The following is a 24,106-nucleotide window of genomic DNA, read 5'->3' as shown; positions in this document are numbered from 1 at the left end:
ATATTAAATTAGCGAATTGAAAATAAGTCCGGTAAAAATAGCGATACCAAAACTTATTAAAGTTCCTATTAAAATGTATTCTGTAAGTTGGCGGTGCTTAGATTCTTTTAAATCGCCAAATCTAAAAACCGATTTAGCCGTAATTAAAAATCCAACAGCTTCCCAGTGTCCTACTATTATAAAAATAAACACTAAAACACGCTCTAAAATACCAATATATTTCCCTGCATCCTCAAGTGACTCGTTATTTTTAGTGAGTTCTGAAATATTCCACTTTAAAAAAATGGTTTTCATAATTATTGAAGTAGGTATTGTTAAAAATAGCAAACAAGCTAATAGCAAAAGATTGAATTCTGTTACAATATTGTTCAAGCTGAATGTGTTCTCGATAAAAATATAATAGCAGCAAAAAATAACAGCAATATGCAGTATTTGGTCTATAAAAAATAAAAGACGCCTTGTTTTTTTCTTTTGAATTGAAAGTTTTGTAGCATCAATAATGAAATGCGTTATGCCGATGGTTAAAATGATGGGCCATAAGGAAGCATCCCAAAGAAAGACGCTAGTTAAGATGATGTGGATTAAAACATGAAAATAGAGCTTGTTGGATTTTAGCTTTTTCTTTTCTTTTTCTTTCACCCATTTTTCAGGTTGAAGAAAAAAATCGCCAATAATATGAGCCAGTAAAAGTTTTATCAGTACCATCATTTCTCTTCCAATTGTTTTTCTTCTAACAGATTTATTTTTTTTCGAAACATGCCGTCCAACTCCATGATTTCACTAAAATGGGCGCGTTTTAAACGTTTGCTCACCGCATCTTGACTTACACCTAAAACTTGTGCCATTTCTGTTTGTAAAACACTATGGTTTTCAAGAGCTATTTTAACTGTTTCTGCGGAATTGACAGACCAATTATCCATCGTTATTAAGGCAAGTTTAAAATACAGGTTTAATTCTTCGTTTAAAAATAAATATCGGGACTTTATTTTTAAGTTTGTTTTCTCTTTTTTAAGTTCCTCTAAGGTGTCTCCAGAAAATTGAAACGCTTCACCGTTAGATTCTGTAATTATTTTGCCTTCAAAGGCTTTATTGCCCACGCCAATTGCCATTCTTACATCCAACCCTTTTACGGTTTTTACACACGCTTTAATATATGTTGCAATATGGAATGCCCTTTGATTGTCCTCAATTTCAATTTGAAAACTATCACCACGGAAAACTTCCCAATATTTTTTATCAATTCCCGTTTTTGTTAATGCGTCTTTTAAGGGCGTTAACCATATTTCTGGGTTTTTAAATTTTTTGGACCTAACGATGTCGCCTGTTATTATACTTACCATATTCAAATTTTATATTCCATTTTTAGGGAATATTCAAAAATATGCCTTTTTTAAGGAATATTTAAATATATGCTCTTTTTGTGGAATATTTAAATATATCACGTTTTTAGGTGATAAACAAATATATCACGTTTTTAGATGATAAAATAGCGTCATTTTATTATTGCTGTACTTCAACTTTAGTGATGAAGTATTTAGTGTCCCCTAACCAAAATAAAGTTTTGTAGCGTTCAAAATAATACAACTTTACCATTTTACCCTGAAAATTATTTAAGTCTTCAATAACTTGTTTTTCTTTATCTTCAACCGAAAAAATAAACGATTGCGATTCAGAAACACCCTGACTTATTTCACCTTCCCAAGTTTTAAACATCACGCCTTTATGACTGAATTTTATCAATTCTCCAGCTCTAACCCCATTGCTATAGCTAACAAAGTAGAGAAAGCAGAAATATGCAATAATTGCTAAAACGAGACCAATACCTATTTTTATTAGAATTTTCATAACTTAATGCTATTAGTCTAAATCGTCTTCAGCACGTTTTAGAAGTTTTTGGTTTTGTTCTTTACTCGCTTTGGCTCCAAGAGTTTTTAAATTTTCAACCCGTTTAATTAAATTTCCTTTACCAGTTAATTTAACCATGGCGCTTTCATAGGATTTTTGAACGGTACCAATTTGGTTTCCTACTTTTATAAGCTCGTCTGTAAGATTAACAAAAGAATCGTAAAGTTTACCAGCTTGGGTAGCTATTTCAATGGCATTTGCTTTTTGCTTTTCATTTTGCCACATGGTATCAATTGTTTTTAAAACAGCTAATAAGGTGGTGGGTGTTACAATAATGATATTTCTTTCAAAAGCATCTGAATATAAACTAGGGTGCTCCATGGAAGCTATGGCGAAAGCCGATTCTATAGGTATAAACAAGAGCACAAAATCTGGACTTTCCATCTGGTAGAGTTGATGGTAATTTTTTTCTCCAAGTTCGCTAACCCGTTTTTTCACAGATAAAACATGGTTTTTTAGGTGGGTTAATCGTTGGGTTTCGTCTATTTCATTAATGTGGCGTTCATAAGCAACTAATGAAACTTTAGAGTCTATAACAAGTTTTTTGCTGCCTGGTAAATGTACAATGACGTCTGGCATAACCCTTCTGCCATCATCATTCGTAAAACTTTGTTGTACAAAATATTCAAAATCTTTACGTAAACCACTGCGTTCCAACACGCGTTCCAATACCAACTCGCCCCAATTCCCTTGCATTTTCGTGTCACCTTTTAATGCTTTGGTTAAATTGGTGGTTTCTTTGGTCATTTGTTCGTTAAGTTCTTTTAGACCAATAATTTGCCTTCTCAAATCGGCTGTTCTGTTAATGTCTTCTTTATTGGTTTCCTCAACCCGTTTTTCGAAATTCTGAATTTTATCTTGTAAGGGTTTTAAAATGGCATCAATATTATCTTTATTCTGTACAGTAAACTTTTTTGAGTTTTCTTCTAGAATTTTATTGGCAAGGTTTTCAAATTCTTTGGTGAATTTTTCTTGTAGTTGCTGTACTTCTGCTCTTTGTTCTTCGTTTTTAAGTTTTAGGTTCTCAAAATCGGCCTGTTTTCTTGTTAATTCAGCATTTAAAAACTCTTTTTCACGACGAATATCTTCACGTTCGCCTTCAATTTTATCAACAGTTTGTTTCAGCTCATTAATAGTGATATTAAGTTGGTTTTGGCGTTCTTCTAAAGTGCTTTGTTCACTTTTGCTTTTTAGTTTGGTAATGATCATACCAATATAAGCACCAATACCTCCAGAAATTAGAATAGCAAGAATAAGGATAAGGTTATCGTTCATTGAAAAAATATGTTTGACCAAAGATAATTTTTTTAGTCGGAAGAACGAAGTTTGCTATTGACAGAAATACGGCTTTTTGTAATTATTTTTATAATATGGATGCATCAATTTTAATGTCGGCATCGTTCCAGGCTAGGTCAAATTCTTGTTTTATTTTTTCAGCTTCTTCCATTTTGCCTTGCGCTTTCAAACTTTGGTATAAACCTGTTAAAGACCAACCATTTTGTCTAAGCACACGTAAATCTTCATTATATGTTTTTTCAGCTTCTTCATATTTTTTAGCTTTCATAAGTATTGCTCCCAAGTTTTGTCTGGTTGGGATGTGCCATGCAGCAGGTTCGTTATAAATTAGACCATCTTCTAAAACAACTGCCTTTTGTAAATGTTCAATTGCCAAATTATAATTTCCTTCTAATCCAGCTAATTCGCCCGAAACAACTTCAAAGGCTAATTTTGCAATGGTAGTTCCAGAATCAAATCCTGTGGCTATGATGGTTTCCATTTCAGGATCTTTAATCATCTCATTAATAGCTTCTAATTCTTCTTTGGCTTCCTTGATATTGTTTTTTCTGATGAATGCGATGCCTCTTGTATAATGCCAAATAAGTTTTAAATGTTTGATGTTGTCATTTGGTTTAGGGTAGGTGAGTATATCGTTCCATTTTCCAAATCGAGTGTAAGCCAGAAGTGGTGTAGAGGCAAAATTTTGTAAAAAATGAAGGTCTTTCATTTCACCTACCGGAACTTTTTCTGCTGTTTTTTTTGCTGCATCAATAGCTAGTTTACTGTTGCCTAAAAGGCTTGATGCCGACCAAAGAAAATGTATGTTATGGGGGTAGTAACCTAGTGGGTACATGCCTTGGGAAAAGCATTGTGAAATATAATCTTCATCAGCTAAAATAGCTTCTTGGTTTGCTTTTACGGCATCTTTATATCTGCCAACTCTAATGTAAATATGGGAGGGCATATGAACGATGTGACCAGCAGCAGGCATTAAACTACCCAATTTTTCGGCACTAGGCACTCCTAAATCTGGATAAGGAAGCTCAACCATATGGATGTAATAATGGTTTGCGCCAGGGTTATTGGGGTTTAGTTGCATGGCTTTTTCAAGTGCTGCTTTTGCTTCTCTGATATTTGGTGATGGATTCCCTTCTTTATCCCAATAATTCCAAGGTACCGTGTTCATAACCGATGCAGCGTACAATGTTTGAATATCCGAATCGTTGTGGTATTTAGTTGCTACTTTTGCCATAGCTTCCATATAAGCTTTATTCAAAATTGAAACATCTTTGGTTAAATCTTTGGAATATCTATGGGTTAACGCCTCAATGAGCGCTTGCTCTTTTGGGTTTGCATTATTCATGAGTTTCATGGCTTTATCAATAGCCTCATTGTATTTGTTTTTGCGCTCATCATCGGGTAAAGGGTCATTAATGTTTGGTCCTAAAACATAAGCTTGCCCCCAATAAGCCATGGCGCATTTAAGGTCTAATCGGGATGCTTCCATAAACGATCGGTGCGCTTCGGCATGATTGAAAGCATAAGTTAGCCTTAAACCTTGGTTGAAAAATTGTTGTGCTAATTTGTTTTTAGTACTTACAACGTATGTGTGGTTTCCTAAGTTTTCAAATAGAGGTGCAATTTGCTTTGTAGTGTCAACATTTTTAAGCAAAAATTTGGCTGTTGTGCAACTCATGGCGTTAACCCCTATTTTTTTAGAATAATCAAAAGAATCTTCATTGCTTCTTGTTTTATACAAAAAGGCAGAAGCCAGAATCATAGAGGTAAACAAAAGGATTAATTTAGTTTTCATAATTTCTGAAATAAAATAATATTAGTAAAGAAGCAATATCTTTAATCGCAACCAATTGTAATAAGTGGGTGTAGAAATCACGCTACTAGCTTGGTTCTTAGGGAAGAGAGCTGTTTATAAATATAGTGAATTTTAAGGGACGAAGAAAATAATATTACTTCTTAACCCTAAAACTTCCTGTTTTTTCATCAAAAGCGATTAAATCTTTAGGAAATAAAGTTTCAAAAACACCTTTTGAAATTAAATGGCAAGGTGTGTCGGATACCACTTGGTTAGAAGACATTACAATTAGTTTATCGCAAAGTTGAATGGCTAAATCTATTTCGTGTGAGGAAAACAGAATGGTTTTTCCCGTTTCTTTAGTTAATTTTTGAAGCAGTTTCAGAATATAGGCCTTGTGGTACATGTCCAGATGGGTTGTGGGTTCATCTAGGATGATTAAGTCGGTGTCTTGTGCCAACGCCCGAGCAATCATTACTTTTTGTAATTGACCATCGCTTAATTCAAAACACCGTTTCTGTTTTAAATCTACAATATTGGTTTGGGATAAGGCATTGTTGATGATAGCCATGTCATTTTCAGATAAATTCCCAACCCAATTGGTGTAAGGTTGCCTGCCCAAAGCCACCAATTCGAAAACCGATAAATTTTTAGACATCATTTGTTCGGTTAAAACCAAGCTTAATACTTTGGCTAAATCAAGAGCGGGATATTTTTTTATGGGTTTTCCGTTTATAAAAATGGCTCCACTTAAAGCATCCTGTACATTCGTAATGGTTCGTAAAAGTGTCGATTTTCCAATACCATTTCCTCCAACCAAACCAACCAATTCACCTTTATGTAACTCAATATTGATATTTGAAGCCACAAGAGTTCGTACCTTTTTTGATTGATATCCAATGGATAAATCTTCGGTTTTTAAAATGATATGTTGGTTTTTGTTTGTCATTGATTAAGTTTCAAAGTTTCAAAGTTTCAAAGTTTCAAAGTTTCAGAGTTTCAGGGTTTCAAAGTTTCATAGGGTCTAATTCGTCTAACAGTCAAACAATCTAATAATCTAACTTGCCTACCAATCTAAAAAACCATTTTCCGTTTTCTAACCAATAGCCAGATAACCACTGGAGCACCCACTAACGATGTTATGGCGTTTATAGGCAATGTATAGTCGCTATTGGGAACTTGTGCAATGCTATCGCAAATAAGCATGACGATGGCGCCCAATAAAAAAACGGCTGGTAATAAAATTTTATGATTTGATGTATTGAAAATTTGACGTGTTAAATGCGGAATGGCTAAGCCTATAAATGCAATAGGGCCTGTAAAAGCGGTAATGGTTCCTGCTAATAAACTGGTTGAAAGAATGATGGCCAATCGGCTTCTTTTAATATTCAATCCCAAACTTTTGGCATAATTTTCACCTAAAAGTAAGGTGTTTAACGATTTAACTGAGGCTAAACTAATTGTGATTCCAAGGCAATAAATAATAAAAAATACGAATAACTCGTCCCACGAAAGGTTTCCTAAACTTCCAAAGCCCCAAAAAATATATTGCTGCAGTTGTTGTGCCGATCCAAAATAAGAAAGTACACTTACAATAGCCGCTGTTATACTGGCAAACATGAGTCCAATAATAAGTATGGCCATGGTGTCGCGTACTTTTATTGAAACCATTAAAACCGCTAATAGTACTAAAAAACTACCCAAACTAGCAGCAATTACAATGCTCCATTTTGAAATTAAAAAAGCCATAAATACCCCGCCAAAAACCGACGAACCAAGAATAACCAAAGCAACACCCAAACTAGCGCCCGAACTAATGCCCAACACAAAAGGTCCAGCCAATGGGTTACGAAACAATGTTTGCATCAACAACCCTGAAATACCCAAGCCGGAACCTACTAAAATTGCTGTTAATGCTTTTGGTAACCGGTAATTTTGGATGATTTGTAGCCAAGTTTCTTGCTCGGTGGAGCTTCCAATAAGGCTGTTAAATACATCTTTAAACGGAATATAAACAGAACCCAAGCTGATGTTTGTAAAAAAACAGATAAGTAGTATTAGGAGTAATACTAAAAATGAAAAGCTATATGTTTTTGAATTCAGCAATTAATAATATTTTGGAATTTAGATTTTTTTCTTTTGAATTTTCAGATTCTAATCTAAAGGTTTAAAAAAGTAAAGGTCATGATTTTTTAAGAGTTCTGGATGGCAAATTTTAATTAAGTCTTTTAAAACCAAATCGGGTCGGGTAGTGCCCAATTCAAAATACAGAATACCGCCAGATTTCCCTTTGGTATTTATAGTGGAATATATGTTTTTATTTTGAAACGCTTTAAACATGGCATGATGTGAATTGGCGTTTTTAAGCGCTTCCCTATGGATGTAGTTTGAAGGGCTCAACCAAATATCGGCGTCTTTGGCTTTTGAAAAAACAGTTTCAAAATTAAGGGATAAACTACCAGTGCCTTCGGAGTCGCTCCACAAATAATTGGTGTTGGCATCTTTTAAAAGTTGTGCTTCCGTACTGTTGCCGTTTGGTAAAAACCAAACATCGTTATGCATGGCGCCGCTTAATATGCTCGGTTTTGTTTTAGCGTTTTTGGCTAATATTTTGGCTTCCAGATAATCTTTTTCAATAGTGTTGAATATAGAATCGGCTTCTTTTTCTTTATTGAACAACACACCGAAAAACTTAATCCATTCTGCTTTTGCCAGAGGTGATGCTTCAACCCAATCGCCATTAAAAATAACAGGAATCCCAGATTTCTTTATGGTTTCGAAGGTTCGGTTGTTACCATCAATGCCAAAACCTATCACCACATCGGGTTTCAATTCCAACAAAACTTCGGTGTTGATGCCTTCGTTTTTGCCTAATTCTCGTATCAATCCGCTATCAATTCTGTGTCTTGTTTTTTCAGAAGAAATATAATCCGACCCAGGAAACCCAACCAGTGTTTGTTCTACGTTCAACAATTCTAAAGCAGGAATGTGCGTGGTTGAAGTAACCACAATTTTTTCAATAGGAACGGTGATAATGCCATCAAATTCATCTTTGTTTAAAGTTATTTTTGAAAGCATGTTTTTTTGAACCAAAGCATATTTGTAAACCTTTTCAGCTTTGGGCCAAGGATTGGAAATGGTTAGGATTTTAAAATTTTCAGTATAAGTAACTGAAAACCCTTTAGCATATTGATATTCAGACTTAGTAAGGTCTTGTACCGTTTCAAGAGGTTTTTTCTGATTGTTTTTACATGCTAGGAAGCATAGAAACACGAATAATAAAACTGCTTTTTTCAATGATTGTTATTTGTTTTTTCAAAAGTAAGATTATTTAATCTTTTGGATAAATCTTTAAACAAAATGTTTACTTTTGCAGAGAAATTTGGTTCGACAATCAACCTTCTAAAAAGTTTAGGGATTTGAGTCGATTAAAAGGGAATCTGGTGCAATGATTTACGATTGCAGATTTTAGATTTATGTTTTTTGTGTTTATAAAATTCGTAATTCTTAAATCGTAATTCATTAATTCCAGAACTGTTCCCGCAACTGTAAGTTTATACTGAACTTGTTTCAGTACCTATAAAAAGGATGTTATTACTTCAAAACCACTGGTTAATACTGGGAAGGTAGCATAACATTAAATAAGTCAGGAGACCTGCCATTTTTCATCATCTAATACGGCTTTCGGGAAAAGAGTCTTCAAGATTATGAAAAAAATAATACTTATTTTCTTTTTTGCAAGTACTTGTTTACATGGCAGGGCGCAATCTATCACAGATTCCATTCAGGTTTTGGATGAAATTGTTTTAAGTGACAGTAAGCTAATTCATTATGCTTCAGGAGTTAATCAGTCTGTTTTAAATGATTCAATTTTAAAGAACAATTCAAGGTCATTAACCAGTTTGTTGGCTTTTAATAGTAATTTGTATTTTAAGGAAAACGGTTATGGTATGGTGTCTTCACCATCGTTTCGAGGCACCAATGCTTCACAAACTGCTGTTATTTGGAATGGTATTAATATCAATTCGCAACTTAATGGTCAAGCAGATTTCAATACGTTAAGCTCCAGTAATTTCAATTCTATTTCCATTAGAAGTGGTGGTGGGAGTGTGCAATATGGTAGTGGCGCCATTGGAGGAAGTATTCATTTAAATAACAAATTGGCTTTTAATACGCATTTTGAAAATACTGTTGAGGCATCTTATGGAAGTTTTAATACCAAGCAAACTGGCTTTAAGTCATCTTTCGGAACCAATTTGTTTTCTGTTAATTTCGGATTGTTTTACGTAGATTCTGATAATGATTATAAGTTTTTAGGAACTAATAAAGTGAATGAAAATGGGGCGTTCGAAAACTTAAATTTGAATGTGAACCTTGGATATTTTATTTCAAAGAATGATGTTTTGAAATTATATAGTCAGAGTTATATAGGTGAAAGAGAATTTTCTGGAACCTTGGTGGCTCCCGCAAGAAGTAAGTATGAAGATGAAAATTACCGAAATATGCTAGAATGGGTTCGTATTTCAGGAATGTTCAATTCAAGCTTAAAAGCAGGGCATCTTCAGGAGGTATTTAAATATTTTGAAAATAAAAACACCGATAACTATACCTTCGGAAAAGTGAATACGTATTTCATAAACCATAGTTTGAATGTACGCTTATCAGAAAAACTACAATTTAAAACCATTTTAGATTATAACAGTTATGAAGGAGCAGGAAGCAGTTTTGGCAACCCCAAACGAGACGCTTTTTCAACAACAATTTTATTAAACCACAAGGTAACAGAAAAGTTGAGTTATGGTTTAAACCTGAGAAAAGACTTTACTTCAGGGTTCGAAAGTCCGTTTGTGTATTCTTTAGATGCAGCATATCAAGTTACGGATACATATAAAATTCTAATGAACGGTTCAAAAAATTATCGTGTACCAACCTTTAACGATTTGTATTGGAATCCAGGTGGGAATTTAGATTTGGTTCCAGAGTCGTCGTATCAATTAGATTTTGGTCAGCAACTTCATTTTGAATATTTCAATTTTAAACTAAACGGTTATTATATACATACCGAAGATTTAATTCAATGGACACCTAATAATAGTGGTGTTTGGAGCCCTAAAAATGTAACAGAGTCTCAAAGTTATGGTGCCGAATTAGAAATGGAATCATATTACAGGGTAAAGGCACACCAGTTTAAATTTAATGCGCATTATTCATACACGGTTTCAGAAAATATGGAAACCAAAAAGCAACTTATTTATGTGCCGTTTCATAAGGCAAATACATCTTTTTCATATGGTCATAAAAAATTCAACATGTATTATCAGCATATGTATAATGGTGAAGTATCTATTATAGGTAGTACACTTACAGGTTATAATGTTGGTAATATGGGCTTGGGTTACAGCTTAAATGAAAACGGCCATATTAATTATGAAATTAATTTTAAAATAAACAATCTATACAATACTTATTACGAAAACGTGGCATTACGACCCATGCCAAATAGAAATTATCAAATACAAACAATTATAAAATTTTAAATTATGAAAATGAACAAATTTACTTTACTTGCCTTAGCCATAGGTCTTATTTTTACATCGTGTACTAATGACGATGATCCTGTAGATGAAATAAAAGGTGTTTATGACAATGGGATGTTAATTGTAAATGAGGGCAACTTCTTTCAAGGAAATGCTTCGGTATCTTATGTGTCTAACGATTATTCTGTTGTAGAGAATAATATTTTTAACAATGTAAATTCAAGATTATTAGGAGATACAGCTCAGAGTATTGCTTTTACTGATGAATTGGCTTATATAGTTGTAAACGTATCTCAAAAAATTGAAGTGGTAGATCGTTATTCATTTACATCTATTGCTACTATTGATGCAGGTTTAACAAACCCAAGATACATGGCGTTTGCTAATGGCAAAGGGTATGTAACCGATTGGGGTGATGGCGGTAGTGCTTTAGATGATGTTGTTGCCGTTATCGATTTAGCTACAAATACTGTAGAAAGCTCCATTTCGGTTGGAGAAGGACCAGAGCAAATTTTAGCTAAAAATGGTAAGTTGTACGTTTCGCATAAAGGCGGATGGTCTACAAATAATATTGTTTCGGTAATTGATGCAGCAACCAAAACTGTTCAAACCATAACAGTTAATGATGTTCCAGATGAAATGGTTTTTAATCAAGCAGGCGAATTGGTGGTTTTATGTGAGGGTGCTACTCAGTATGATGCCAATTGGAACCCTACCGGACATACCGATGGAAGTCTTGTTAGAATTAATGTGGCTAATAACTCCATTGTTTCAACTTTAATTTTCAATAATGGTATATACCCGAGTTTGATGGCTTATGCCGATGGAAAATTATATTATCAAGCAGGCAGTAAAATATATACTATAAATGATGCTGCAACAAGTTTGCCTACGGAAAGTATTATTAACGATTCGTTTTATGGATTGGCCGTTAATGATAATATGTTATACGGTACAAAAACAGATTTCACAGCAGGTACTGGCGACCTCCTTATTTACGATTTATCATCAAAATCGTTGACTACTACTAAATCATTAAAAGTAGGAGCTGCAAAAATTTACTTCAACTAAGACTCCTTTCTTTCAACTTACTTAAAACCATATGGTGTTTTTTGAAAATGTATTTTTTGAAAGACATATGGTTTTAAGTTTAAGTTAATTCTCTAATACATAATATAATAGACAAAGTTGCCATGTGCGACTAAATTTCCACATCCAAATTTTAAGATAAATTATGAAACAAAATTACTTTTTTTTAGGCCTATTTGCATTGTTAAATAGTTCAATGTTTGGACAATCGTATGCGCCCGCAGTAGGAGTTGAAGGCACCACAGCTATTTTCAGGGATTCCGAAGTATTTACAGGTTGGGCAACAGGCATCACTGTTGTTAGAGGGCCACAAGATATAGCGGCAACCACCGTTGCCTTAGCAAGTGCTGGAAGTCCTGAATACGCTATTAATAAAGCGAATGGACAAATAGTAAGTTTAGGAGACGGAGGAACAGCAACGCTTGCGTTTAGCACCCCAATCGCGAATGGTTCGGGGTTTGATTTTGCTGTTTTTGAAAATAGTTTCAGTAATACTTTTCTAGAATTGGCTTTTGTTGAAGTAAGTTCTGATGGTATAAATTTTTTCAGATTTCCAGCGCATAGCCAAACGCAAACCACTACACAAGTTGGGGGATTTGGAAATCTAGATCCTACTTATATTAATAATTTAGCGGGAAAGTATAAAGCAAGTTACGGTACGCCTTTTAATTTAGATGATATTGAAGATGATGTTTTGTTAGATAAAAATAGCATTACACATGTAAAAATTATTGATGTTGTGGGAAGCATTAATCCAACATATGCAACTTATGATAGTTATGGTAATATGGTAAACGATCCTTATCCAACACCATTTGCTTCATCTGGGTTCGATTTAGATGCTGTGGGCGTTATTAACCAAAAAACATTGAGTTTAAAGAATGCTTCCAATAAAATGATAATCGCATTGTATCCAAATCCAGCCACAACTTCATTTCAAGTTTCAGAAACGGGAACTTTGGAAATCTATTCTGTTTCAGGAAGTTTGGTTTTAAAGCAAGAATTAAATGTGAAGCAAACACCAATTTCAATTGAAAACTTACTTTCAGGAATTTATTTTGTGAAGTTAACAAACACACAAGGTTCAGGAGTTCAAAAACTAATAAAACGTTAAATTCAGAATTTTAAAATTTAAAGATAGAAGAGGCTGTCTGAAAAGTATCAACAAGTGTCATTCTGAATTCATTTCAGAATCTTAACTCGTTGATAACCAATATTTATTAGAAACTGAAACAAGTTCAGTTTGACAATATATAGACTTTTAAGACAGCCTCTTTTTTATGGAATTAAATCGCAATACCAAACACCATATTTATCACTCTCACAAATAGCATTATCGGTTTTTGGACTATCATATTCACGATACACTTTTTCTCCAATAGTAAATGGAATGGAGTTTTTGAAAATAGGTCCATCAAAACAAAAGGTATGGAATTCGCCATTTTCACCACAGGGGTCAACACCTTCTGGTAAATTGTCTATAAAGTTTTTGTCGATAACAGTACCAACAAAATCTTCACCAAAATATTTAGAATTGGCGCAAACGACGATTGTTTTAAAGCCTAAATCTAAAAATTCAAGAATGAGTTCTTTGGTGTTTCGTTTCCAAATTGGGAAAACGGTTTCAAAACCTTGTTTTGCCAGTTGTTCTTCTCTATAAGTTCTTAAATCTTCCAAAAAAATATCGCCAAAAGCACTATGTGTAAAACCTTCCGTTTTTAATCTAGAAACGGTTTCTAACATTTTTTGTTCATAGATTTCCATACTTGGCATTTCCGGTAATTCTATAATACTAGATTTAATGTTTATAGCATCTGTTTGAGCAAATAGTAATTCCTTTCTCAAACCGTGCATGGAGACGCGGTTGTAATGACTATTTACGGTTGTGATTAACTCATCAACAGTATAACGTTCATCTTTTAATAAATGATAGAGCGCTAAAGCGGAATCTTTCCCAGAACTCCAATTAAAATAGGTTTTTAGTTTGTTCACTTAAAGCTTTTTCTAATAAAGTCCGCAGGAAGCTTTTTGTCCACATACATTTCATTATGGTGGGGTTCAAAACTATTGCTATCCTTAAAAGGTTTTAAAGTTTGAAAAGATTTTGATTTGATAGCTTCTAACTTACTAATAGAACCTTCAATATTAGCTAAGGCTGCGGCTAAAAGTGGCTCGTTTTCATTGCCAATAACACCTAAATTGATGTATGATTCTTTTAGTTCTATATCTGGTGTTAAGCCGTTATCATAATCGGTATAACCTACTTTGTTTAAAGATTTAAAAATAAGGGGTTGCATGGCATAAGCATGGTTTGGGTTAGCACCTTCTTTTGTAAAATTTTCAGAGTCGTATAAAGTGGTTGAAGCTTGGTATTTTCCAGTGGTATAATCGCCAATATGGACAACATTAATATACGGGTCTAGAGCATTTATAACCAATTCACTGGCAGAAGCAGAAGCATCAGTTGCCAAAATATATACTTTTTGAAGGTTTAAACTATTTAAAGCAGCGCCATTTACCCTATTTGTAAATCGGTTGATTAACGATTCGGGTTCTTTTGTTTCAAAATATTCTTGAAATTCGCTATTCCATGCTTCGGTACTAAAAATTTCTCCGTTAAATTGCCCCGTAATCATGCTAGATAATAAAATGGCGGAATTTACAGATCCCCCAGGATTATATCTTAAATCCAATATAAGGTGCTTTACATTGTTAGATTTAAAATTGCCAAAAACAGCATTAAGTTGTGAATCGTAGTTTGCAGTAAAACCATTGTACATTAAATAGCCAACATTTTCTCCCTTAACACTAAAAATTTTAGTGGTATAAATGGGGTTTTCAGCATATTCTAATTTGGTAAGAGCAATGGTTTCGTTTTTAGAAACCACGGTATCATCAGAAGTTTCAGGTGTGTTATTCGTGTTGTAAGTTGCTAAATTTAAGGTGTATGAGGTAGAAGCTAATAAACTGCTGTAGTTATTTACTGTTAAAGGTGTGCCATTTATAGCGTTAAAAACATCACCACGCTTTAAACCCTTATTGGCAGCATCGCTATTGTTAAGCACCAAACGCACAATACCTATGGCATTGGTGTTGCTATTGGGTTGAAGAAAAAGTTTATACTCCATGCCGTTACTGGTTGAAACACCACTAAAAAGTTGCTCTAAAGCAATATAATCATCAACAATCCAACTGTATTTATCTACAGTTTCACTTTGGTATACTAAACTTTCAAATAAGTCTTTAGGGTCAGAATAGCTATTCAAATAATCACTATATTCTTGGTTTGAAGTGAACCTATCATTGGCAAGATTTGGAATGTTATCTTTATATAGGTAAAAAACATTCATGCCTTTCCAAACAAAATCGTTTATAGAACTTGCTGAAATTTGATTGTCATCTTCATCTTCAAAACAACTGGTTGCTAAAAAGGAAATGGCAAATACTAGAATTAGGGCTTTTGTTAATTTCATTTGTTCTTAATTGATTTTAATCGGTCAAATGGAATATCCATATAAACTATATTGTTGAGTAGAATAAATTTAGTGATGGATGTTACTTTTGTCCGTATAATAGATTTTTTTATAACGTTAGTCTTTAAAACTCTAAATTTACTTACATTATTATAGAATTAAAAAATATTTGTAACAAATTAGATGAACGTTCGTCGTAATATCAAATAGCCCTAACAAGCCTGTTTTTAAACCAACCAAAGCAAACCAACAAAATGACTCAAACAGAGTTTTTAAATATTGTGATGCCTTTTAAAGATAAAGTGTTTCGTTTAGCAAAACGATTGCTTGTTTCTACCGAGGAAGCAGAAGATGCTACACAAGAAATATTGTTGAAGTTGTGGAGCAACAAAACAAAAATGGAAGAGTATAAGAATGTGGAAGCATTTTCTATGACCATGACGAAGAATTTTTGTTTTGATAAATTGAAATCTAAGCAAGCACAAAATTTAAAAATTGTGCATAACAATTATGAAGATGGCAACACATCTTTACAAAAACAGGTTGAATTAACCGATAGTGTTCATTGGGTTGCAAAAATTATAGAAGGATTGCCCGAACAGCAAAAATTAGTAATTCAATTAAGGGATATAGAAGAATACGATTTGGACGAGATAGCTAAAATGTTAGATATGAACAACACCGCAGTACGCGTAGCCTTGTCTAGAGCCAGAAAAACAATAAGAGAAAAATTGACTAATACACATAATTATGGTATTAAATAGTATAGAAAAGTTACTTGAAAAGTACGAGAACGGAGAAACATCGCTAAAAGAAGAGCAACAGTTAAAAAACTATTTTTCGCAAGAAACTGTAGCGCCACATTTAGAAATGTATAAACCCATGTTCGCCTATTTTTCGGTAAATAAGCAAGAACAATTTACTAAAGCACTTCCATTAAAAACTAAAAAAGTATTCAACTATAAATGGATTGCCGTAGCGGCAGTAGCTGTTCTTACATTAGGTTATTATTTTAAAAACCCTGTTGTGTCTTCTTATGAAGAATATGCTTACGGAACATACAGCAATCCCGAAGAAGCACTTAACGAAGTCACAAAACAGTTGGCAATGATTTCAAATCATTTTAACAAAGGAGTTTCAACGGTAAATTACCTTGAAGAAGTAAACAAAGGCACCGAAACCCTTGGATATTTGAATGAAATGCAGAACGCCACAAATATCATTTTTAAAAAACAATAACCCGGATTGAACCCTATAATTAAACACGTAAAAACAAGTAAGATGAAGAAGAAATTAATAGTAATCGTAATGACAATCATGTTAATGCCCCTAACCGGAATGGCTCAAGATATTTTTGAAAAATACAACGATAATTCAGATGTTACCTATGTGTCCATAAAACCCAAAATGTTTCAAATGATAGCAAAAATGGGCATCAATGAAGGTGATCCAGAAGCTAAGGCCTATATGGATATGGTAAAAAGCATTACCAGTTTTAAAACCATTGTTACCGATAATAAATCAATTTCGACAGATATTAGCAAATGGGTAAAATCGCGTTCAAGTTCATTAGAAGAACTTATGGAAGTTAAAGACGATGGTGCAGAAGTGAAATTTTATGTAAAGGAAGGGAAAGACTCAAACCATGTTAAAGAGCTTTTGATTTTTGTAAATGGCATCAATAAAGTGATGAAAGAATCGGTTGATGTTAATGGGCAACAAAGACGTATCGAAACCGTTATTGTATCCCTTACTGGTGATATTAATTTGAATGAAATTTCAAAACTTACAGAGAAAATGAATATCCCTGGCGGAAATCATTTAGACAAAAAGAAAAAGAAATAACAAGGCGCATCAATCATGAATCGAACCATCAACTATATCCTATTGATTTTGTTTACAGCTACTGTTTTGGTGAGCTGTAATGACGGAGCCAGTTTGCAAAAGTATTTTGTAGACCATCAGGAATCTAAAGATTTTATAACGCAAGATATTCCAATTTCTATGTTGAAAATAGACGAATCTAAATTCAATAGCGAACAAAAGGAAGCTTATAACTCAGTATCGCGGTTAAATTTTTTAGGTTTTAAAGCCAATGAAACCAATGCCGAAACCTTAAAAGTGGAATTGGCAAAAGTGAAAACCATTTTGGGTAACCAGAAGTATAACGACCTTATGGAATTTAGCGATAGAGGCAATAAAGTGGTTGTAAAATATCTTGGTGACGATGATGAAGCCGATGAAGTTGTGGTTTTTGGAAGCTCTAAAGACATGGGTTTTGGAATAGTTCGAGTTTTGGGCGATGCTATGAGCCCAGATAAAATGGTAACCTTAGTTGGCATTTTACAAGGTGCTCATGTTGATGAAGGACAAGTTCAAGACATCATGAACTTTTTTAAATAATACGAAGGTTTTGTTGTCAGGTCGAGCGCAGTCGAGGCTTAAATCAAAACATCATTTTGAAGTTCTTAACTTTCGTCAAACCAACAGTATCATAGAAAAAAGGTTTGCCAAATCTGGCAAACCTTTTTTATTTTAAATCGTTTTGTTCTTCTTTTTTAGATTTTGAATACACTACAAAAAAGTTAATCAAAATCACTAAAAAAAGAATAGTCAATATGGTTTTAACAATGTAATTGTCTAAAATATCTAAAATTCCAGACACAAATATACCGCCAGCTACAAAGCCACAAAGTATTAAGGATTGTCTGTCGTTTAGCATAATTTAAAATTAAATTCCTGTATAGTTGCTAGGTGTAATACGTTTTAATTCCTCTTTTATTGTGTTAGAGACCTCTAAAGTATCAATAAAATTAGAAATAGAATCTTTATTTATTTTTTCATTGGTACGTGTTAAACCTTTTAAAGCCTCATAAGGGTTAGGGTATGCTTCACGACGTAAAATAGTTTGAATCGCTTCAGCAACCACCGCCCAATTGTTTTCTAAATCTTCAGCAAACTTAGCTTCATTCAACAATAATTTATCCAATCCTTTTAAAGTCGATTTAAAACCAATTAAAGTATGTCCAAAAGGTACGCCCACATTTCTTAAAACGGTGCTATCGGTTAAATCGCGTTGCAATCTAGATACAGGAAGTTTAGCCGATAAATGTTCAAAAACGGCATTGGCAATACCTAAATTACCTTCACTGTTTTCAAAATCAATCGGGTTAACTTTATGTGGCATCGCAGAACTTCCAACTTCGCCTGCTTTAATTTTTTGTTTGAAATAATCCATAGATACATAGGTCCAAATATCACGGTTTAAATCAATGATGATGGTGTTGATACGTTTTAAAGTATCAAACAATGCAGCCATATGGTCGTAATGCTCAATTTGTGTTGTTGGAAATGAGTGGTGCAAACCTAATTTTTCTTGCACAAATTTACTTCCAAAAGCTTTCCAGTCAATGTTTGGGTATGCTACATGGTGTGCGTTAAAATTTCCTGTGGCACCACCAAATTTAGCAGCACTTGGTATATCATTCAATAAATTAAATTGCTCTTGCAATCTCACCACAAATACTTCAATTTCTTTTCCAAGTCGGGTAGGAGAAGCAGGTTGCCCGTGGGTTCTTGCCAACATAGAAACACTTGCCCAATCTTTGGATAAAGCTTTCAATTTGTTTAAAACAATAGTGTATTCCGGTACATAAACGGCATTCATAGCATCCTTTATGCTTAAAGGAATCGCCGTATTATTAATGTCTTGAGAGGTTAGTCCAAAATGGATAAACTCTTTATATTTAGTCAAGTTTAACTTGTCAAATTTTTCTTTTATAAAATATTCAACCGCTTTAACATCGTGGTTTGTAACGCTTTCAATCTTCTTTATGGCAAGAGCATCCTCACTATTAAAGTTTTTATATATCGCTCTTAAATCATCAAAAACTGCTGCATTTACCTCTTTAAGTTGTGGTAACGGAATTTCGCAAAGTGCAATAAAGTATTCTATTTCAACCAGAACACGGTATTTTATTAAAGCTTCTTCCGAGAAAAAAGGTGCTAATTCGTTTACTTTACTTCTATAGCGTCCATCAATTGGTGAGATGGCATTTAAAGGTGATAATTGCATGTGTTGTTTGATTTTTTTTGAAGTTGCAAAGATACGTTTTTGATTTACGATTTACGATTTTTGATTTACGATTTTTGAGTTTTTAAAAACAGAACATTTAAATAAGAAAACTTTAAACTAAAAAATGGAAATTCAAGAATTGTTTTTCCTTTGCCTATTGCCTATTGCCTATTGCCTATTGCCTATTGCCTATTGTTTATTGCAACAGGTGTAAGTTTCTTCAAAATACGTTTAGCTCTCACTTTATATCCAGCACTTTGCGTAGGGAAATCTTGCTGTAAAATTTGTACTAATTGCGGATGCACCCACGAGTGGTTTTTTCCTAAAAGAAACAAAGCGTCCATGGCATGCGCCTTGGCTGCAATTTTTTGGTCGCCAATCAACCAATCAAAACAAGCCTCAATTATTAATTCAATATGTTTGGAGTTTAATACTTTTTTTAAAGTATTGGGTTGTTTAGTATCGTATTCTTGCCCAATAAAACTGCAAACTTTGGCTATGGGTCGCACGGCAGAATCTAAATGTACTTTTTTTATATTGGAACAAAAAGTGTCTAAATACGGTACAATGGCATAAATATAATGCTCGCAAACAAACTCAAAAACCCAAGCGGCACGACACGATATTTTGTCATTGACCCGAAACATCACATCTATCAATTTCGGAAATAAGCTCATGTCGTCTAAAACCATTTGAGCATATTTTTGTCGGTTTTCACGAGAAGCATCAACAAAATTCAATTCATCATAAAATTCTTCTAAACTCATATTTAAATTTACTATTTTTAAACTTTTAATTAAAATCGATATGAAAATAGTAAAAAAGATCTTCTTATTCTTGCTTATTGCATTAGTTATTGCACAATTTTTTGGACCAGAAAAAAATGAAGGTGATTTAGCGTCTATCGATGCTTTTTTAGCTGAAACGAATCCTCCAGAAGATGTAAAACTTATTTTAAAGGAAACTTGTTTTGATTGCCATAGTGATGTAACGCGTTATCCATGGTATGATAAGATTACCCCAGTAAATTATTGGTTGGCTGGCCATGTAAAAGATGGGAAAAAACATTTTAATGTTTCAAATTGGGAAGGTAATTCGGTAAAACGCAAAGACCATAAATTTGAAGAATTGATTGAAATGGTAGAAGACAAAGAAATGCCATTGGAATCTTATACATGGACACACAGTGAAGCTAAATTAACCGATGCGCAAATAAAATCGGTGGTAGATTGGGCAAAATTAGTTAGAGCAAAATATGCTTTAATGCCAAAAGCCGAGTAACTCTGAAAAATTCAAAAACTTAAAATTCCAAATACCAATACCTTGCGATTGGTATTTGGAATTTGTTTTTTAACATTGATGTTTTAATTTTTTATGAAGAAAAAAATTTTAATCATAGGCTTTGTGTGGCCAGAACCCAAAAGTTCTGCTGCTGGTAGCCGTATGATGCAATTGATTTATTTTTTTCAATCTAAAGATTATCAAATTACGTTTGCGAGTCCGTGTGCCAAAAGCGATCATGCTTTTAATTTGGAAAGCATTGGTGTTTCGCAAGTCACTATTGAATTAAATCATTCGAGTTTTGATGTTTTTGTAAAGAATTTGAATCCGGATAGCGTCATGTTCGACCGTTTTATGATGGAAGAACAATTTGGATGGCGCATTGCGGAACAATGTCCTAATGCTTTACGTATTTTAGATACCGAAGATTTGCATTGCCTACGTAAAGGCAGGCATCAAGCTTTTAAAGATGGGAATGCTTTTGATGCGTCGTATTTGTTCAATGATACAGCAAAACGCGAAATAGCCAGTATTTATAGGTGTGATTTAAGTTTGATTATTTCAGAAGTTGAAATGGGAATTCTTGAAAATCAATTTAAAGTCCCTAGCGATTTGTTGGTGTATTTGCCATTTATGTTGGATGAAATTTCAAAAGAAACCATTCAAAAGCTCCCAAAATTTGAAGACCGCCAACATTTTATAACCATTGGGAATTTTTTGCACGAACCCAATTATAATGCGGTTCTGTATTTAAAGGACACCATTTGGCCATTGATAAAAAAGCAATTGCCTAAAGCGGAATTGCATATTTATGGCGCCTATGCTTCGCAAAAAGTAAATCAACTTCACAATCAAAAGGAAGGGTTCATAATAAAAGGATTCGCTAGTGATGTAAACGAGGTGATGCAACAAGCCAAAGTGTGTTTAGCTCCCATTCGTTTTGGTGCTGGTTTAAAGGGTAAATTAGTTGATGCCATGCAAAACGGTACGCCTTGTGTAACCACTTTAATTGGAGCAGAGGGGATGTTCGGTAATTTGGATGTTAGTGGTTTTATTGAAAATGAACCAGACGGTTTTGCAAACAAAGCAGTTCAATTATATGAACATGAAAACCTGTGGTATGAAAAGCAGCAAAACGGATTTCAAATAATTAATAAACGCTTCAACAAAACCGAAATACAACAACAATTCGCTCTTGTTTTAGAAGAAACAACCAAGCACCTACAGAATAAACGCCTAAACAACTTCACAGGGCAAATGCTTCAGCATCATACTATGCAAAGCACCAAGTTTATGAGTAAATGGATTGAGGAAAAAAACAGTAAAAATCTAAAACCCTAACAGTCTAAGAAGTCTAAAAATCTAAGCCTAAGCTTCTACTTCGCTCTTCTTAATTTTTCTATAAGTAAACGCGTTGAAAATATTACGTTTTGCAAAACGCGTTAATTTATCAGACTGACAAAGTTTAATGTACAACGCTTTGTTAACACCAAAATATTCATAGGTATTGCCATCTAAAAAAGTAATTTCTAAAACCAAACCTTTGTGTTGCCAATCCATAATAGGGCTATTGATGGTTTCGTTGTACTCTTCTAAATTAGCTGCTTTGGTTTCAGGGGCAATGCTTACTAGAAAATGGTAGCCATCAATAATTTTTCTGCTCATTAATTCGGCTTCAATAGCTTTTTCATCACCAGCTTGAAACTTATCAGGATGCCACTCTTTTACTAAATTTCTATAAGTGGTTTTCAGTTGTTTAAGTGTCATTTCGTTTTCAACATTAAACAATTTTTTGTACTCGTTAATACGTTTCATAAGCTGATTTTTCTAAATAAGGCGCGAAGATACTCTTTTTTAAGATACTAGATATCAGATAAAAGACAAAAGATAGTAAGTTTATAATGGCATTATTTTAAGGGCTTAAAATCTTAGGTCTAACATCTAAAATCTAACTTCTTTTTATAGCTTTGCAACTTTAAAAATTTACTATGATTTCAGTTGATAATTTAGCGGTTGAATTTGGCGGAAGTGCCTTATTTAGTGAGGTGTCTTTCACTATAAATGAAAATGATAAAATTGCCCTAATGGGTAAAAATGGTGCCGGAAAATCTACCATGATGAAAATTATTGCCGGCGAACAAAAAGCAACTCGTGGGCATGTGCGTTTTCCAAAAGATGTGGTTATTGCCTATTTGCCACAACATTTATTAACTGAAGATAACTGTACGGTTTTTGAAGAAGCCTCTAAAGCTTTTGAACATGTTTTTGTGATGCGCGACGAAATGGCGCGTTTAAACAAGGAATTGGAAACCAGAACCGATTACGAATCGGATGAATACATGAGTATTATTGAAAAGGTATCCGATTTGGGTGAAAAATATTATGCGCTTGAAGATGTAAACTACGATGCCGAGGTTGAAAAGGCCTTGGGCGGATTGGGTTTTAAACGCGACGACTTTACACGGTTAACCAGCGAGTTTAGCGGTGGTTACCGTATGCGTATTGAGTTGGCTAAAATTTTATTGCAAAAACCCGACTTAATTTTATTGGATGAGCCTACCAACCATATTGATATCGAATCGGTTATTTGGCTGGAAGATTTTTTATTGAACAAAGCCAAAGCGGTTATGGTTATTTCGCATGATAAAGCCTTTATTGATAATATTACTAATCGTACAATAGAAGTGACTATGGGTCGTATTTACGATTATAAAGCTAACTATTCCCACTATTTGCAATTGCGTGAAGATAGACGTGCACACCAAGTAAAAGCCTACCAAGAACAACAAAAATTTATTGCTGATAATGTGGCGTTTATTGAACGTTTTAAAGGAACCTATTCCAAAACCAACCAAGTAACGTCTCGCGAGCGTATGTTGGAAAAACTGGAAATAATTGAAATAGATGAAGTAGATACGTCGGCGTTAAAATTACGGTTCCCTCCAGCACCTCGTTCGGGCGATTATCCTGTAACGGTGAAAGATTTATCAAAATCTTATGGCGATCATGTGGTGTTTAAAAATGCCAACATGTCTATTTCTCGTGGTGAAAAAGTATCCTTTGTGGGTAGAAATGGTGAAGGAAAATCTACCATGATTAAATCTATTTTAGGTGAAATAGATTTTGAAGGCAAATGTGCATTGGGGCATAATGTGAAAGTGGGTTATTTTGCGCAAAATCAAGCCTCCTTATTAGATGAGAATTTAACCATTTTCCAAACGGTTGATGAAGTGGCAGAAGGTGATATACGTACCCAAATAAAAACCATTTTAGGAGGTTTTATGTTTAAGGGCGACGATATTGATAAAAAAGTAAGTGTGCTTTCAGGTGGTGAAAAAACCCGATTGGCTATGGTGAAGCTCCTTTTAGAACCCGTTAATTTGTTGATTCTGGATGAGCCAACCAACCATTTGGATTTAAAATCGAAAGATGTTTTAAAGGAAGCTTTAAAGAATTTTGATGGCACCTTGATTCTAGTTTCGCATGACCGTGATTTTCTTCAAGGTTTATCGCAAAAAGTATTTGAGTTTAAAGACCAACGCGTTATCGAACACTTTGAAACCATTGATGATTTCTTAGTTAGAAACCGTATTGAAAACTTGAAACAGATTGATTTGAAGAAGTAAACATCTGATAATTAATGAAATATGTGAAT

At 33.8% G+C, this 24,106-nt stretch carries 24 protein-coding genes and 1 riboswitch; of the genes, 10 read left to right on the top strand and 14 right to left on the bottom strand.

Annotated elements, in window-relative coordinates; translation table 11 throughout:
* Positions 1-3: 3 nt before the first annotated feature.
* The 8 genes from J8H85_RS05600 to J8H85_RS05565 all read right to left on the bottom strand — a co-directional run bounded on the left by J8H85_RS05600 (position 4) and on the right by J8H85_RS05565 (position 8,293).
* On the bottom strand, positions 4-708 hold the full coding sequence (locus tag J8H85_RS05600) for a DUF3307 domain-containing protein (protein ID WP_209653475.1): 705 nt from the start codon (positions 706-708) through the stop codon (positions 4-6).
* Complete coding sequence (locus J8H85_RS05595) at positions 705-1,340, bottom strand: transcriptional regulator (protein ID WP_209653474.1); 636 nt, start codon at positions 1,338-1,340, stop codon at positions 705-707. Before J8H85_RS05595 ends, J8H85_RS05600 begins: the two co-directional genes overlap by 4 nt.
* 160 nt (positions 1,341-1,500) lie before the next feature.
* A complete protein-coding gene (locus J8H85_RS05590) occupies positions 1,501-1,845 on the bottom strand; it encodes a 6-phosphogluconate dehydrogenase (RefSeq protein ID WP_209653472.1) in 345 nt (114 codons plus the stop codon).
* A 12-nt stretch (positions 1,846-1,857) separates the two neighbouring features.
* Positions 1,858-3,180 (bottom strand): DNA recombination protein RmuC, encoded by a 1,323-nt coding sequence (rmuC, locus tag J8H85_RS05585; protein ID WP_209653470.1) that lies wholly within the window; start codon positions 3,178-3,180, stop codon positions 1,858-1,860.
* 88 nt (positions 3,181-3,268) lie between these two features.
* Positions 3,269-4,996: a tetratricopeptide repeat protein gene (locus J8H85_RS05580; RefSeq protein WP_209653468.1), complete on the bottom strand. Its 1,728-nt coding sequence runs from the start codon at positions 4,994-4,996 to the stop codon at positions 3,269-3,271.
* Positions 4,997-5,150: 154 nt separating this feature from the next.
* Positions 5,151-5,945 carry an ABC transporter ATP-binding protein gene (locus tag J8H85_RS05575; RefSeq protein ID WP_209653466.1) on the bottom strand — a complete coding sequence of 265 codons (795 nt, stop codon included), beginning with the start codon at positions 5,943-5,945 and terminating at the stop codon, positions 5,151-5,153.
* Positions 5,946-6,070: 125 nt separating this feature from the next.
* On the bottom strand, positions 6,071-7,102 hold the full coding sequence (locus J8H85_RS05570) for a FecCD family ABC transporter permease (RefSeq protein ID WP_209653465.1): 1,032 nt from the start codon (positions 7,100-7,102) through the stop codon (positions 6,071-6,073).
* Between the two features lie 48 nt (positions 7,103-7,150).
* A complete protein-coding gene (locus J8H85_RS05565; RefSeq protein ID WP_209653463.1) occupies positions 7,151-8,293 on the bottom strand; it encodes an ABC transporter substrate-binding protein in 1,143 nt (380 codons plus the stop codon).
* 69 nt (positions 8,294-8,362) lie between these two features.
* Positions 8,363-8,673, top strand: a riboswitch (cobalamin riboswitch).
* A gap of 30 nt (positions 8,674-8,703) precedes the next feature.
* Between J8H85_RS05565 and J8H85_RS05560 the strand changes: the two genes are divergently transcribed.
* The 3 genes from J8H85_RS05560 to J8H85_RS05550 all read left to right on the top strand — a co-directional run bounded on the left by J8H85_RS05560 (position 8,704) and on the right by J8H85_RS05550 (position 12,736).
* On the top strand, positions 8,704-10,533 hold the full coding sequence (locus J8H85_RS05560) for a TonB-dependent receptor plug domain-containing protein (protein WP_209653461.1): 1,830 nt from the start codon (positions 8,704-8,706) through the stop codon (positions 10,531-10,533).
* Between the two features lie 3 nt (positions 10,534-10,536).
* Positions 10,537-11,604, top strand: coding sequence for a YncE family protein (locus J8H85_RS05555; RefSeq protein ID WP_209653459.1), 1,068 nt, complete (start codon positions 10,537-10,539; stop codon positions 11,602-11,604).
* A gap of 163 nt (positions 11,605-11,767) precedes the next feature.
* Positions 11,768-12,736, top strand: a complete 969-nt coding sequence (locus tag J8H85_RS05550; RefSeq protein ID WP_209653457.1) for a T9SS type A sorting domain-containing protein — start codon at positions 11,768-11,770, stop codon at positions 12,734-12,736.
* Positions 12,737-12,900: 164 nt separating this feature from the next.
* Here J8H85_RS05550 and J8H85_RS05545 read toward each other — a convergent pair whose 3' ends face one another.
* Together J8H85_RS05545 and J8H85_RS05540 are read right to left on the bottom strand one after the other, a co-directional pair.
* Positions 12,901-13,614 carry an adenine nucleotide alpha hydrolase gene (locus tag J8H85_RS05545; protein ID WP_209653455.1) on the bottom strand — a complete coding sequence of 238 codons (714 nt, stop codon included), beginning with the start codon at positions 13,612-13,614 and terminating at the stop codon, positions 12,901-12,903.
* The gene (locus J8H85_RS05540) at positions 13,611-15,095 is read right to left on the bottom strand and encodes a S41 family peptidase (RefSeq protein ID WP_209653453.1); all 1,485 of its coding nucleotides are present in this window, start codon (positions 15,093-15,095) and stop codon (positions 13,611-13,613) included. The genes J8H85_RS05545 and J8H85_RS05540 overlap by 4 nt, the downstream gene beginning before the upstream one ends.
* A gap of 254 nt (positions 15,096-15,349) precedes the next feature.
* Between J8H85_RS05540 and J8H85_RS05535 the strand changes: the two genes are divergently transcribed.
* Genes J8H85_RS05535 through J8H85_RS05520 form a run of 4 tightly spaced genes read left to right on the top strand, consistent with a single transcriptional unit; the run spans position 15,350 to position 17,498 of the window.
* Positions 15,350-15,859: an RNA polymerase sigma factor gene (locus tag J8H85_RS05535; protein ID WP_209653451.1), complete on the top strand. Its 510-nt coding sequence runs from the start codon at positions 15,350-15,352 to the stop codon at positions 15,857-15,859.
* Positions 15,846-16,334: a hypothetical protein gene (locus J8H85_RS05530; RefSeq protein ID WP_209653449.1), complete on the top strand. Its 489-nt coding sequence runs from the start codon at positions 15,846-15,848 to the stop codon at positions 16,332-16,334. The genes J8H85_RS05535 and J8H85_RS05530 overlap by 14 nt, the downstream gene beginning before the upstream one ends.
* Positions 16,335-16,376: 42 nt before the next feature.
* Entirely contained in the window at positions 16,377-16,940 is a 564-nt protein-coding gene (locus J8H85_RS05525) for a DUF4252 domain-containing protein (RefSeq protein WP_209653447.1), read from the top strand.
* Positions 16,941-16,955: 15 nt separating this feature from the next.
* Positions 16,956-17,498 carry a DUF4252 domain-containing protein gene (locus tag J8H85_RS05520; RefSeq protein ID WP_209653445.1) on the top strand — a complete coding sequence of 181 codons (543 nt, stop codon included), beginning with the start codon at positions 16,956-16,958 and terminating at the stop codon, positions 17,496-17,498.
* Positions 17,499-17,625: 127 nt separating this feature from the next.
* On the opposite strand, the gene J8H85_RS05515 is transcribed toward J8H85_RS05520, so the two are convergent.
* The 3 genes from J8H85_RS05515 to J8H85_RS05505 all read right to left on the bottom strand — a co-directional run bounded on the left by J8H85_RS05515 (position 17,626) and on the right by J8H85_RS05505 (position 19,937).
* The gene (locus J8H85_RS05515; protein ID WP_209653443.1) at positions 17,626-17,817 is read right to left on the bottom strand and encodes a hypothetical protein; all 192 of its coding nucleotides are present in this window, start codon (positions 17,815-17,817) and stop codon (positions 17,626-17,628) included.
* A 9-nt stretch (positions 17,818-17,826) separates the two neighbouring features.
* Entirely contained in the window at positions 17,827-19,170 is a 1,344-nt protein-coding gene (purB, locus tag J8H85_RS05510) for an adenylosuccinate lyase (RefSeq protein ID WP_209653441.1), read from the bottom strand.
* A 182-nt stretch (positions 19,171-19,352) separates the two neighbouring features.
* Positions 19,353-19,937 carry an adenylosuccinate lyase gene (locus J8H85_RS05505; protein WP_209653440.1) on the bottom strand — a complete coding sequence of 195 codons (585 nt, stop codon included), beginning with the start codon at positions 19,935-19,937 and terminating at the stop codon, positions 19,353-19,355.
* 40 nt (positions 19,938-19,977) lie between these two features.
* On the opposite strand from J8H85_RS05505, the gene J8H85_RS05500 reads away from it, so the two are divergent.
* Both J8H85_RS05500 and J8H85_RS05495 read left to right on the top strand, forming a co-directional pair.
* Complete coding sequence (locus tag J8H85_RS05500; protein ID WP_209653438.1) at positions 19,978-20,451, top strand: heme-binding domain-containing protein; 474 nt, start codon at positions 19,978-19,980, stop codon at positions 20,449-20,451.
* Positions 20,452-20,544: 93 nt separating this feature from the next.
* A complete protein-coding gene (locus tag J8H85_RS05495; protein ID WP_209653436.1) occupies positions 20,545-21,792 on the top strand; it encodes a glycosyltransferase in 1,248 nt (415 codons plus the stop codon).
* Positions 21,793-21,819: 27 nt separating this feature from the next.
* Here the strand turns inward: J8H85_RS05495 and J8H85_RS05490 are convergent, their stop codons facing one another.
* Entirely contained in the window at positions 21,820-22,266 is a 447-nt protein-coding gene (locus J8H85_RS05490; protein WP_209653434.1) for a KTSC domain-containing protein, read from the bottom strand.
* Positions 22,267-22,439: 173 nt separating this feature from the next.
* Here J8H85_RS05490 and J8H85_RS05485 point away from each other — a divergent pair, with 173 nt between their 5' ends.
* Entirely contained in the window at positions 22,440-24,077 is a 1,638-nt protein-coding gene (locus tag J8H85_RS05485) for an ABC-F family ATP-binding cassette domain-containing protein (protein WP_209653432.1), read from the top strand.
* The last annotated feature ends 29 nt before the right edge of the window (positions 24,078-24,106 follow it).

The sequence above is a fragment of the Mariniflexile gromovii genome (assembly GCF_017814435.1).
Taxonomy (GTDB): Bacteria; Bacteroidota; Bacteroidia; order Flavobacteriales; family Flavobacteriaceae; genus Mariniflexile; species Mariniflexile gromovii.
Note: the sequence above shows the minus strand (reverse complement) of the source record. Positions and strands in the feature narration are given on the sequence as shown.